At 60.0% G+C, this 12,538-nt stretch carries 9 protein-coding genes; all 9 read right to left on the minus strand.

Translation table 11 applies throughout. The features are described 5' to 3' along the window. Positions 1-89: 89 nt before the first annotated feature. The 9 genes from FGE05_RS08970 to FGE05_RS09010 all read right to left on the minus strand — a co-directional run bounded on the left by FGE05_RS08970 (position 90) and on the right by FGE05_RS09010 (position 12,242). Complete coding sequence (locus tag FGE05_RS08970; protein WP_139644029.1) at positions 90-980, minus strand: SDR family NAD(P)-dependent oxidoreductase; 891 nt, start codon at positions 978-980, stop codon at positions 90-92. Between the two features lie 359 nt (positions 981-1,339). Then, positions 1,340-2,035 (minus strand): glutathione S-transferase family protein, encoded by a 696-nt coding sequence (locus FGE05_RS08975; protein ID WP_139644033.1) that lies wholly within the window; start codon positions 2,033-2,035, stop codon positions 1,340-1,342. Positions 2,036-2,152: 117 nt separating this feature from the next. Then, positions 2,153-3,574: an aldehyde dehydrogenase gene (locus tag FGE05_RS08980; RefSeq protein WP_257225619.1), complete on the minus strand. Its 1,422-nt coding sequence runs from the start codon at positions 3,572-3,574 to the stop codon at positions 2,153-2,155. A 181-nt stretch (positions 3,575-3,755) separates the two neighbouring features. Then, positions 3,756-5,315, minus strand: coding sequence for a long-chain-fatty-acid--CoA ligase (locus FGE05_RS08985; RefSeq protein ID WP_139644039.1), 1,560 nt, complete (start codon positions 5,313-5,315; stop codon positions 3,756-3,758). Between the two features lie 288 nt (positions 5,316-5,603). Then, positions 5,604-6,809: a multidrug effflux MFS transporter gene (locus FGE05_RS08990; protein ID WP_139644042.1), complete on the minus strand. Its 1,206-nt coding sequence runs from the start codon at positions 6,807-6,809 to the stop codon at positions 5,604-5,606. A 78-nt stretch (positions 6,810-6,887) separates the two neighbouring features. Further along, positions 6,888-7,655, minus strand: a complete 768-nt coding sequence (locus FGE05_RS08995) for an SDR family NAD(P)-dependent oxidoreductase (protein ID WP_139644044.1) — start codon at positions 7,653-7,655, stop codon at positions 6,888-6,890. Between the two features lie 12 nt (positions 7,656-7,667). Next, a complete protein-coding gene (locus tag FGE05_RS09000; protein ID WP_139644047.1) occupies positions 7,668-8,828 on the minus strand; it encodes an acyl-CoA dehydrogenase family protein in 1,161 nt (386 codons plus the stop codon). 38 nt (positions 8,829-8,866) lie between these two features. Then, on the minus strand, positions 8,867-11,014 hold the full coding sequence (locus tag FGE05_RS09005) for a 3-hydroxyacyl-CoA dehydrogenase NAD-binding domain-containing protein (RefSeq protein WP_139644050.1): 2,148 nt from the start codon (positions 11,012-11,014) through the stop codon (positions 8,867-8,869). A 19-nt stretch (positions 11,015-11,033) separates the two neighbouring features. Then, complete coding sequence (locus FGE05_RS09010; protein ID WP_139644053.1) at positions 11,034-12,242, minus strand: acetyl-CoA C-acetyltransferase; 1,209 nt, start codon at positions 12,240-12,242, stop codon at positions 11,034-11,036. Between the last annotated feature and the right edge of the window lie 296 nt (positions 12,243-12,538).

Here is a 12,538-nt window from a genome sequence, read left to right on the forward strand (position 1 = left end):
GCCAACGCGAGCACTCGGTTACGCCACTGATCGCCCACGTGAGTCAGTGGCGTAACCAACAAGAACAGAATGCCTGACCAACCCCTCTATCAGTGCTGATTTCCCCCTAGGACATCCTGAAGCACGTTGTTGACGTCGAACTTCTCGCACCCCGGATAATAGGGCGCCTGCCGATCACATGCGGATGCGATTTCGGTCCAACGCTTTTCCGCGATACGCTTCAAGTGCGCGTGAGTCACAATGAGAAAGTCTCCTCGCTCGACACCTTCCAGCGCGTGTTGCGCTACTTCGCTGGCCTCCATGCCACGCTCGATCACGGCCTTGCCAACGGCTTTCATTTCCTCCGGCACGACCGTCGCGCCGAATTCCTTTGGCCGGTTGCGCTGGGCGTCCCAGAGATTCGACTTCAGCAACCCGGGGCACAAGACACTCACGCCTATGTTTGGCGGCAATTCGCTGCGCAGTACATCGGACATCCCGAGCACCGCATGTTTGGACGCGGTATAGAACCCTTGTCCAGCGTGCGGTACTCCGATCGCATGTTCGGAAGCCGTATTGATGATGTGACCGCTCACGCCTGTCGCCAATAACCGCTTCATGAAAACGGAACAGCCATTCCATACCCCGGTCACGTTCACGGAAAGTACCCACTGCAACTCTTCGGTGGTCGCCTCGAGCAGGCTTGACGAACTGGCCGCAACCCCGGCGTTATTGAAGACCAGTTCCACCTTCCCGAAACGCTGCCACGCGGCATCCGCCAATGCTTCAACCGACTCTCTGCGGCTGACGTCGCATGTCACCGCCAGCGCGTCCGGAGCGCCAGCCTGGAGCGCCTCCTGCGCAACACGTTCGGCCTGCTCGGTTTCAATATCGGCGACAGCAACTCGGCAACCGCGTTCAGCCAATGCCAAGACCAAGGCGCGGCCCAACCCACTGCCGCCACCAGTGATTACAGCGGTTTTTCCGGAGACGTCCATCATGCTTCTCCTTGTTCGGGTGTGTATTGGATCGACATGCCTACCCGCGCGTTGAACCCGCTGCTGCGCACGTACTGGGGCAATTCGTGAAGGTCGCTATCTCCTGGCTTCATTATTGTTTTTCTCCAATGGGACTAAGAGCATTGATAGGACGAGCGCCGGCCCTCGACGATGCGTTGACAGGCATGACGCCTTCGGAGCTTGTGATATAGCCGGGCCGGTGATCGTGGCGAACGGGCTCGTGGTGCAAGCGCATCAGATCGCTAGCGCCGTGCTCGGCGTTGCACCTCAATGAGATTCGTACAGTTTGACTGGCACGCCCCCTCCCCATATGGGAGGGAGCTTGAGGAAGGGAGTGGTTGCTATGGCTTTGCCGGCGCGACGCGATCCACCCGTTCGGCCCAGCTGACAATATCAGGGTACTGTTTAATCGCGTCGACCACTTCTCGAGCATAGAGAAGGCAATTGAGCTGGGACAAAACGGCGATGTCCGCCAGCGAGATCGAATCGCCCACCAGCCACTTCGACTGCTTCAACAAAGCGGCAATGGCCTTGAGATGACGCTGAACGTCCGCGACGACTTGTTGCTGTGTCTTTCGGCCGAGACCCTGTGCCGCAACGAGCTGCTGGGAGCCGGCCAGAACGAGCGCCAGCGCTTGTTCTTCTGTCAGATGCTTGGGCAGCGTCGACATGATGGCTTTGATTGTATGGCGAGCATTGTGCTCCCAGGAAAGCCGCATCGTGATCTCATAGAAGTAGAGGCTCTCGTCCGCCCAGTCCTCGATGATGTGCATTTGCGCCGCCAGTATCGGGTCAGCCGGAATGAGCGGCCGCTGCGCAAACTTGTTGTCGAGATAATAAGCGATGTCCGTGGAGTCGCACACCGACACCCCGTCGTCATCGATTGCCGGGAACTTGCCGAATGGACTGACATGCTTCAACTCTTGCGCCTTGCTACGGTCCACTTCGTGGATTTGGTACTCGATACCTTTGTATCCGAGAATCCGGCGGACCTTTTCGCACAGGGGTGAAGATTCGAACTGGTAGATCGTTATCATGCGTGCATCTCCTGTTGTGCAGTCGGTTCAAGTCGCTTTCGCGACCAAGACTGCTCGCCTGGCAGCTACCCGACGGGTGCTCGACACCCAAGTCGCGGCAGCTCGTTCGGGATCGCTTTAAATCAACTTCATCGTCACGTTCTTCAACTGCATGTAGTCATGCAGTGCCGCCATGCCCTTTTCACGGCCAATTCCGCTTTTCTTGTAGCCGCCCATCGGGGCCTCTACAGATCGCTCATGGAAGGTATTGATGAAGACGGTGCCGGCTTCCAGCTGCGCGGCAACACGATGGGCGCGACTGGCATCCTGGGTCCAGATGCCGGAGGCAAGGCCATACTCGCTATCGTTGGCGATGCCAATAGCCTCCTCTTCCGTATCGAACGGGATCAGCACCGCCACCGGCCCGAAAATCTCCTCGCGGACAATGCGCATTTCGGGCGTGACGTTGGTGTAGAGGGTGGGTTTGATGTACAGCCCCTGATCGAGACCTTCGCCCGTCGCCCTTTCGCCGCCGGCCAGGCAAGTGGCCCCTTCCTCCAGGGCGCTCTCGAAGAAGCCGAGGATCTTGTCGAATTGCATTTTGTTGGCGATAGGCCCCAGCGTCGGGAAGTTCTTGTCCCGGCCGATCGGGAAGTTGGCTGCCGCGCCCGCGAGCATCTGCCCGAACTTCTCGTAGATGCTGCGCTGTACGAGGATGCGCGTGCCGGAAGTGCAGATCTGCCCGCTGTTGGCGACAAAGCCGAACAGCGCCATCGGAACTGCCGCTTCCAGCTTGGCGTCCTCGAACACGATGTTCGGTGATTTGCCGCCCAACTCCAGGGTCACCGGCATGATTTTTTCAGCGGCAATCGCACCGATGGCCTGACCAGCCCTTACTGAGCCGGTGAATGAAACCTTGCGTACCAGGGGATGGGCAACCAAGGGCGAGCCCACGCTGACGCCATCGCCCGTGACGACGTTCAGCACGCCTGGCGGAAGGCCCGCCTCGACGGCGAGACGCGCCATCTCTAAAGCGGTCAGCGATGTGAACTCGCTGGGCTTGAGCACCACCGTGTTACCCGCTGCCAGCGCGGGGGCAACACTGCGAGCCGCCTGGTTCAGAGGCCCGTTCCAAGGCGTGATCACACCGACAACACCATAGGGCTCGTATAGGTTGTAACAGAAGACCTCGGCACTGACGGGAATGGTGTCACCGTGGATGGAGGCCGCCAATCCACCGTAGTAATCGAAGAAGGTCGCCGACTCAGCGACAATCAGCGGAGCGATCTGAGACGGCATCCCCATCTCTGCGGACTCGAGTTGGCCGAGATGGGCGGCGTTGTCCGCGAGAGCCTGCGCAACGCGGCGCATGATCTTGCCCCTTTCCAGGGGGTTCATGGCGGCCCATTTCTTCCTGGCTGCTTCGGCAGCGCGGACGGCCTTGTCGACATCCTCCTGACAGCCCTGGGCAACCTGGGCGACAACGGAACCATCTGCAGGGTTGGTGGAGTCAAAGTACAGCCCTGAAACAGGTGGTACGCTTTGACCATTGATGAACATGTCAAATCTTGTCATGGGGGGGTTACCTTTCCGCTTGCCGTAAGTATGGCTCCAAAGCCGAGCGCTCGACCTTGTGTTGCCAGTTGCTCTAGCCGAGGGTAGGCCACGCTGGAGCGGCGTCCCCCCCTCCTCTCGGGAGGTCGCTTCACTGGGTTTGGCAGCAGGTAGGGTGCCAGGGCACTCAGTTCACCTGCCGACCGCTTTGCGTCCAGAACGGTCTGCGAATCTCACGCTTGAGAATCTTGCCGGCCCCAGAAACCGGCAGGTTTTTTTCAAAGCTGTAGCTGCGCGGCACCTTGTAATTGGCGATCAGTTGCCTGCAGTGTAACCCGAGCTCCTCCCCCGAGCATGAATGGCCAGGCTTGAGCACGACTGCCGCATGCACCGACTCCCCCCACTCCTGGCTGGGTATGCCCACCACGGCACTCATGGCGACAGCAGGGTGTTTGTCCAGCGCTGCCTCGACCTCCAGCGAGTAAATGTTCTCGCCACCGCTGACGATCATGTCCTTGATTCGATCCACGATGAAAATGAAACCGTCCTCATCCATGTAACCGCCATCCCCGGTGTGCATCCAGCCGCCTCGTAACGCCGCTTTGGTTTCTTCCGGGCGGTTCCAGTAACCCAGCATGACCCCAGGACCCCGTGCGACGACCTCGCCGACCGTACCGGTTGGGACAGGCTGATCGTTTTCGTCGACGATACGGACTTCGCTGACCAGGTTTGGACGGCCCGCGGATGACAGTTTGTCAGTGCGTGAACGCCCTTGCGGGCTATGCCAGAAGGCAGGAAGCGTCATGATGACCGGCGACAGTTCGGTCATGCCATAGGCCTGAGCAAAGCCCGCCCTGGGCAGGGCCTCCATGGCGCGCTCCAGGGTTGCCACACTGATGGGGGATGCACCGTAAAGAACGCTCCTGAGGGACACCAGGTTGTACTCCCTCAGGTTCGGGAAATTGATCAGCATCTGGATCATGGTGGGGACCAGCAGCACGTGCGTCACACTATGCTCCTGGATCGCCTGCAAAGCTCGCGCAGGATCAAAGGCCGGCACGATGACATTGGTTGCCGCCCCCATCAGGCTTGCGTTTAAAAACACACAATCAGCCACATGGAACATCGGTGCGACGTGCAGGGTAATCGCCGCCCGACAGACGATTTCCTCGGCAACGGCTGCCAACGCATTGCTGTACAGGTTGCCGTGCGAAAGCATCACCCCCTTGGGGAAGCCCGTGGTGCCTCCGGTATAGAACACTCCGGCAAGGTCATCACCGCAACTGCGCACATCGACAACCGGGGGGTGCTGCTCTATCAAGCGCTCGAAGGAAAACATATTGTCCGGCAGATCACCCTCGCCGCAGAAGATCACGGCCCGCAGGCATTTGGAACGCGTCAGCAGAGACGTCACCATCGGTGCGAAACAGTCGTCGACAATCAGCACCTGCGTCTCGCAGTCATCCAGCGAAAATGCGATCTCATCGGCAGCCCATCGGATGTTCACCGGGTTGACCACTGCGCCGGCCCAATAGATCCCATATAACGCCTCGACGTAGTGGTCGGAATTGAGCGCCAGGATCCCCACCCGATCGCCACGACCGACCCCGATCGAATGCAGTCCCGCGGCCAGTCTGGCTACACGTTCGGATAACTCGGCATAGGTCCGCTGGCGCTCACCGAAAATGGTCGCGATGACGTCGGGATATGCACTGGCGTTGCGGTGCAAGGCTTGGGTCAGATTCATCTGCGTACTCCTTGAGCAGTCCATGGGCTCTACAACCCTGGTTCGATAGGTATGAACGAAGCTGGCAGCCTCTGTACGGTGGACGTCGGACACATCAAGGGCGGGAGGGATCGCCTGGAGGCATGCGAAGCGAACACCACACGCAGCCTGAATGGGTTCTGCACCAGCACGCTGCCGACGGCCATATCCTGCTTAAGGGCAAGCTAACGGAGGCTGCATGTCCCTTCCCCTCCTGAGAGGAGGGGGCGGTCGGACGCCCGCCCCGACCCGCACACAGAGCGGATCGGTTCACTTGCGCCAGCGCTGGGCGATCTGTGCGCTCACCATTGCCAGAGTGGAAAACAACAGGTAACCCGCCGCGATGGGTAGCAGCGAGCCATCGAACAGTTGCCCCAGAAAGAAGCCGAGACAGGTACCCATGATGGTCATCAGAAAACCAATCACCGCCGACGCGGTACCGGCGACCGAGGCGACCGGCTCCATGGCCAGCGCATAGAGATTGGGCAGGGTCAACCCGAACAGAAAAGTACTGACGGCCTGCAAGAGCACATATACCGGCAGGGAAACCCAGCCCAGACAGGCGCACAACAGGTACAAGACATTGACCGCCACGGCTGCGATCAGGGTGTGTTGCACGACAAAACGGAGCGTCAGACGCCTGAGCAACCAGGCATTGGCCAACGCCGCCAACACCAGCATCGAGGCGATGAAGCCGAACAGCGGCGTGAACAAGTGCTCTGCGTGGAACAATTGACTGAACACCTGGTGCGACAGGCCGATGAAGGCGTAGTTGCTGGCAAGCGTCAGCCCCAGGACCAGGATGCAGGTGGCGGTCTTGCGCGTGGAGAAGATGATCGCCAGCGCGCCCCTGAAGGCACCCCATGAGAATGGCCGCCTTCGCTCAGGATCAAGCGTCTCGCCCAAGCGCAGGGTGGCCCAGACAGCGACGGTCAGCCCCGCAGCCGCCAACAGCGCGAACATCCAGCGCCAACTGGCCAGGTCCAGAATCACCTGTCCAAGCAAGGGGGCGACGGCTGGAAACAGGCCGAAGACCAGGGTCACATAGGAGAGCGCACGCCCCAGATCCTGGCCAACATAACTGTCGCGAAGCATCGAGGTGCTGATGACCCGACCTGCGCCGCCACCAACCCCTTGGAGAAACCGGCCAGCCAGCATCACGGAAAAGTCAGTGGAAACCCCGGATAGCGCGCTGCCGAGGAGGAAGATCATCAAGCCGACGAGTAATGAGCCTTTGCGACCGAAGCTGTCCGACAACGGACCGAAAACCAACTGTGAGGTACCGAAGCCGATCAGGTAGGCACTGATGACGGCCTGGCTGTGGGAGATATCCGTGAGGCGCAGGTCGTTACCGATCTGTGTCAACCCAGGCAAAACGATGTAGGTCGAGAGCGCACCTATGGCCGTGGCCACCGAAACGAACAGGACAAACTCGTTGAACCTCATGCGGCGGGGAGCAGGTTCGTTCTCCAGCATCAACGGTATCTCTTCATGCGACGGGGCTCTGACGTCCAGGGGCTGCCAGCCCCCGTCCGTGGTAACGGCTGCGCAGCCTTACTTGGGCTGCATCCGGATACCGGCGTCGAGCCGGATACATTCGCCGTTCAGATATCCATTCTCGACGATGAACTGCGCCAGATGGGCGACCTCGTCAGGCCGACCGAGTCGCTGCGGGTACAGCGGGCTAGCGGCCAGGGCCTGTACCGCCGGCTCCGGCAGTGAGTCGAACATCGGTGTGTGAATCAACCCAGGCACGATGGTATTGACCCGAATGGCATAACGGGCAAGGTCACGGGCAACCGGCAAGGTCATGGCGACCACCCCACCCTTGGAAGCGCTGTAGGCGGCCTGACCAATCTGCCCCTCATAGGCGGCAATGGAGGCGGTGTTGATGATGACACCACGATCGCCGCCCGTATCCGGTTCATTCCTGGCCATTTCCACGGCCGCCAGGCGCAATACATTGAAGGTGCCGACCAGGTTGACGTCGATGACCTTCTGGAAGGATGACAATGGAAAAGCCCCTTCCTGAGAGACCGTCTTGAGTGCTACGGCAATGCCGGCGAAGTTGCAGCACACATGAATGGCACCGAAACGCTTGAGCACTCCCCCGATGGCAGACTGCACCGATGCCTCATCGGCGACATTGACTTGGGCATAGATGACCTTCTCACCAAGTTCCAACGCCAGGGCCTGACCCGCGTCGTCGTTCATGTCGAAGATCGCCACATTGGCACCCAGCGCGACAAAGCGGCGCACAGTCGCAGCACCAAGACCGGAGGCGCCACCGGTGACGATTGCCGTCTTGTTGTTGATGTCCATTTTTCTACCTCATCAATTCAGGAATGGTTCGTAGCTGTCCGAAAACAGCGAACGGCCAATGATCAGTTTCATGACCTCGGAAGTACCCGCCAGAATGCGCATGACGCGACCGTCGTTGAACAGGCGACAGATGGGGTACTCCAGCATGTAGCCGGCCCCCCCATGCAGTTGCACGCCAAGATCGAGCATCTTCCAGAGGATTTCGCTCGACAGCAGCTTGGCTCTGGCCGCGCGTACCGCATCCAGCTCGCCGGCGTTCAGCCAGGAAACGCATTGGTCGACATAGACTTGAGCCATGTCGATATCCGCGCTGACATCGGCTAGCACGAACTGGGTGTTCTGCTGGGCGGACAGCGGCTTGCCAAAGACCTTGCGCTCCATGACGAAAGTTCGCGTGATGTCGAAGGCCTTGTGCGCCATGGCAAGGTTCTGCACCGACGCTATCAGCCGCTCTTCGGCCAGCCCCTGCATCAGGTAGTGGAAGCCCTTAGCTGGGTCGCCCAGAACGTGGGTCTTGGGCACCTTGACGTTGCTGAAGAACAGCTCGGCGGTGTCCTGCGCCTGCAAACCCATTTTTTCCAGCTTGCGGCCACGCTCAAAGCCCGGCATGCCGCGCTCGACCAGCAACAGCGCCATTGCGTGCGGGTTGTTCTGTGGATCAGTCTTGGCCACCACGACCACGACATCCGCCAACAGGCCGTTGGAGATATAGGTCTTGGCACCATTGAGCACATAGTGATCGCCCATATCGAGCGCCGTGCTGCGCATGCCGGACAGGTCACTGCCGGCATCCGGCTCGGTCATGGCAACAGCGAGAATCGTCTCGCCCGAGGCGCACCGAGGCAGGAATCGGGCCTTCTGTTCGTCATTGCCGAACTTGCCGATATAGGGGCCGACAAGCCGACTGTGCAAGGGTGCGAAGAACTCAAAGACATCGGCGCGGGCGATTTCCTCGATAATGATCTGCTCGAAGCGAAAATCGGTGTCACCCATGCCACCGTACTGTTCGTCCGGCCAAATCATCAGGAAACCCTGTTCGCCGGCCTTGCGGTAGGCCTCGCGATCAATCACGCCGGCCTTGCGCCAGCGCTCCATGTTCGGCACGATTTCCTGTTCCAGGAAGCGCCTGTAGGCCTCCCGAAAAATTGACTGATCTTCTGTAAAACGTCTCATAGCTGCCTCATGGGTTGCAGGGAAAAAGCTGGACGCCTTCAGGCGAACAGCTCGCCCGTCTCGGCTTTTTCCACCACAATCGTCGGCGGCTCGAAGCGCTCGCCGTACTTGGCGGCCAGCTCGCGGCAGCGAGCGACGAAACGTTCGGCACCGTAGGTGTTGACGAACTGAATGAAGCCGCCAGTCCAGACCGGCGCGCCAATGCCCATGATCGAGCCGATATTGCCGTCGGCCACGGTGCGCAGAACGTTCTCCTGCAGGCACTTGAGCGTCTCGATGACTTGGCGGAACAGCAGCCGATCCTTGATATCGACATCGGCGATCTGCTGGTCCGGCCGGTAATAAAGCTCGAAGAGTTTTGCCCAGATAGACTTGCTTCCGTCCTCGGCGTACTCGTAGAAGCCGCCACCGTGATGGCGGCCGGCCCGGCCAAAGTCACTGATCAGGGTATTGATCACCTCGCGGAACACTTTCTGCTCGCCAAAGCGGTCCAGCATGCCCATTTGCTTCCAGGTCTCGGCGGCCTTGCGGCTGAGTTCCAGGCTCACTTCATCATGCACGGCCAGTGGCCCTAACGGCATGCCTACAGCCTTGCCGAGGTTGTCGATGAGTTGCGGATGATTACCTTCGTGCAGCAGGCGAACGCCTTCGTCCAAGTAGGTACCGAAGGTGCGCGAAGTGAAGAAGGCCAGCGAATCGTTGACCACGATCGGCGTCTTGCGAATCTGCAGCGCATAGTCGAAGGCCTTGGCCAAGGTTTCTTCGCTGGTCTTCTCGCCGCAGATGATTTCCACCAGAGGCATTTTGTCGACCGGGGAGAAGAAGTGGATACCGATGAAGTTCTCCGGTTTGCTGGCAGCCTCGGCCAACTGGGAGATGGGCAGCGACGAGGTGTTCGAACCGAACACGCCGCCCTCGACGAGATAGTGCTCGCTCTGCGCGGTGACCTTCTTCTTGACTTCGATGTTCTCGAACACGGTTTCGATAATCAGGTCGCAGCCCGCCAGATCGCTGTCTGCTGCCGAAGCGGTGATCAGGCTCAGCACAGCCGCCTTCTTCGCCTCATCCATCCGACCTTGCTGGACCTGCTTGGCCAGCAGCTTCTCGGAATAGGCTTTGCCCTTCTCGGCCGCATCGATGGACATGTCTTTGAGCACTACCTCGATGCCGGCGACGGCACTGACATAGGCAATACCCTGCCCCATCATGCCGGCACCCAGAACGCCGACCTTCTTTACCATACTCTTGGCAACGCCCTTGGGCCGGCTCTCACCGCCATTGAGCTTGTTCATCTGGAAGAAGAAGGTGGTGATCTGGTTCTTCGCCTCCGGAGTACCGACCAGGTAGGTCAGGCCACGACTCTCGATGCGCAGCGCGGTATCGAAGTCCAGTCGTGCGGCTTCGATGGCACAGTCGAGTATCTGCTCGGGAGCAGGCAACAGACCGCGGGTCTTCCTGCGCAGCATGGGCGGCGCGGCGGCAATCAGTTGGGCCAGAGCGGGCGTGCCGGCACGCCCGCCAGGGATCTTGTAACCCTTCTGATCCCAGGGCTGAGCGGCGACGACCGGGTTGTCGCGATTGTGGAGGAGCCAGGCCTTGGCACGCGGCAGCAGTTGTTCGATATCGCTGACCACTTCATGGATCAGGCCGGCAACCAGCGCTTCCTGAGCCCCGACCTTTTTGCCTTCGAACAAGAACGGCAACGCCTTTTCCAGACCGACCAGATTGACCGTACGCACAATGCCACCACCGCCAGGCAGCAGACCGAGACTGACCTCCGGCAGGCCGATCTGCACGGCCTTGCTGTCCAAGGCGATGCGATAGTTGCATGCAAGGCAGAGTTCGAAGCCGCCCCCCAGGGCCGCACCATTGATTGCCGCGACCACCGGCACCGGCAGTTTTTCCAGGCGGCGGAACTGCTCTTTCATGCCGTCCAGCATCCGCATGAACGTGGCCTCGTCGCCCTTGCGGAACGCCAGCAATTCATTCAGATCACCGCCAGCGAAAAACACCTTCTTGGCCGAGGTAATCACCACGCCGCTCAGGCCGGCCTCCTGCTCCAGGCGCGCCACGGTCTGCCCCATGGCATCGCGGTACTCCTGATTCATGCAGTTGACCGGGCCGGTCATGTTCATGGTGATCGTCACGATGCCGTCGGCATCCTTATCATAGGAAAATACGCTCATCTTTCAGTCCCCAGTCCTGTTACACGCGCTCGATGATGGTCGAGATACCCATGCCGCCACCCACGCACAGAGAAATCATGGCGCGCTTGAGATTGCGGCGTTCCAGTTCATCGAGCATCACGCCGATCAGCATCGCGCCAGTCGCACCCAACGGATGACCGAGGGCAATGGCACCACCATTGACGTTGGTAATTTCATGGCTGATGCCCAGATCCTTCATGTAGCGCAACGCGACCGAAGCGAAGGCCTCGTTGATTTCCCACAGGTCGATATCCGCGACGGTCAAGCCTGCTTTGCCCAGGCACTTTTTCGCGGCTGGACCAGGGCCGGTCAACATGATGATCGGGTCGGTGGAAAGCACGGCGGTGGCGACGATACGCCCGCGCGGCTGTAGGCCCAGGTCCTTGCCCGCCTTCTCGCTGCCGATCAGCACGGCGGCCGAGCCATCAACGATGCCGGAGGAGTTGCCGGGGGTGTGCACATGGTTCACACGGTCGTACTGGGGGTACTTGCCCAGCATGATGTCATCGAAGCCAATGTGTCCCATCTGCTCGAAAGAGGGCTTGAGCCCGCCCAGCGTTTCCAGCGTCGTACCCGACTTGATGAAATCGTCGCGGTCGAGGATGACCAGGCCATTGCGATCGCTGACCGGCACCACCGACTTGTCGAAATAGCCGTTATCGCGCGCGAACGCGGCGCGGCGCTGGGACTCGACGGCATAACGATCGACATCCTGGCGACTGTAGCCATCGATAGTGGCAATCATGTCCGCGCCAATACCCTGCGGAACGAAACCGGTTTTCAGGCAGAACGCGGCATCGCCGCCCATCACGCCGCCGTTGGAGCCCATCGGTACTCGCGACATGCACTCGACGCCGCCCGCCACCACCAGGTCTTCCCAGCCAGAAGCAATCTTCTGCGCAGCGAAATTCACGGCTTCCAGCCCGGACGCGCAGAAGCGATCAAGTTGCACACCCGCAACGGATTCGTCCCAACCAGCGTTCTGCACCACCATCTTGGCGACGTTGCTGCCCTGCTCGCCCGCCGGGGTCACACAACCAAAGACCACGTCATCCACATAAGCGGTATCCAGATCCAGCCGGCTTTGCAGCGCATTCAGCACCCCGGCTCCCAAGTCGATCGGCTTCACCTCATGCAGGGTACCGTCAGATTTCCCTTTACTGCGGGGGGTTCGAACAGCGTCGTAAATAAAGGCTTGATGTGCCATAGCACTCCTCTGGCGTATCTGTGCAGATAAGTGATCGCGACCTCAGGCCCATGTATGGGCCTGTGTGGCCGAATTAGTTGCAACGGTTGAGCGATTGCACGGGTGAGCCAATCGTCCTGCCGCAATAGTCAGCGCTTGTTCGCCACACGCCCCCTCCCAATAAGAGAGGGCGAAGCCATGAACCGATACGGAGGCAGGCCCCAGCCACGCCCTTTCCAGAGGCCTCAAACACGACCGGGTAGCAGCCCCCCCGTCCGGAGAGGTGGACCGATTTCGCTGCCGACATAGCCTGTCGC

Origin of the sequence: Pseudomonas sp. ICMP22404, assembly GCF_006227205.1 — a bacterium.
GTDB lineage: Bacteria > Pseudomonadota > Gammaproteobacteria > Pseudomonadales > Pseudomonadaceae > Aquipseudomonas.

Excerpts from the sequence above, each read along its gene's own strand:
- FGE05_RS08970 (WP_139644029.1), bottom strand. The coding sequence starts at position 980 with ATGATGGACGTCTCCGGAAAAACCGCTGTAATCACTGGTGGCGGCAGT.
- FGE05_RS09010 (WP_139644053.1), bottom strand. The coding sequence starts at position 12,242 with ATGGCACATCAAGCCTTTATTTACGACGCTGTTCGAACCCCCCGCAGT.
- FGE05_RS08990 (WP_139644042.1), bottom strand. The coding sequence starts at position 6,809 with ATGCTGGAGAACGAACCTGCTCCCCGCCGCATGAGGTTCAACGAGTTT.
- FGE05_RS08985 (WP_139644039.1), bottom strand. The coding sequence starts at position 5,315 with ATGAATCTGACCCAAGCCTTGCACCGCAACGCCAGTGCATATCCCGAC.
- FGE05_RS08995 (WP_139644044.1), bottom strand. The coding sequence starts at position 7,655 with ATGGACATCAACAACAAGACGGCAATCGTCACCGGTGGCGCCTCCGGT.
- FGE05_RS08975 (WP_139644033.1), bottom strand. The coding sequence starts at position 2,035 with ATGATAACGATCTACCAGTTCGAATCTTCACCCCTGTGCGAAAAGGTC.
- FGE05_RS09005 (WP_139644050.1), bottom strand. The coding sequence starts at position 11,014 with ATGAGCGTATTTTCCTATGATAAGGATGCCGACGGCATCGTGACGATC.
- FGE05_RS09000 (WP_139644047.1), bottom strand. The coding sequence starts at position 8,828 with ATGAGACGTTTTACAGAAGATCAGTCAATTTTTCGGGAGGCCTACAGG.
- FGE05_RS08980 (WP_257225619.1), bottom strand. The coding sequence starts at position 3,574 with ATGTTCATCAATGGTCAAAGCGTACCACCTGTTTCAGGGCTGTACTTT.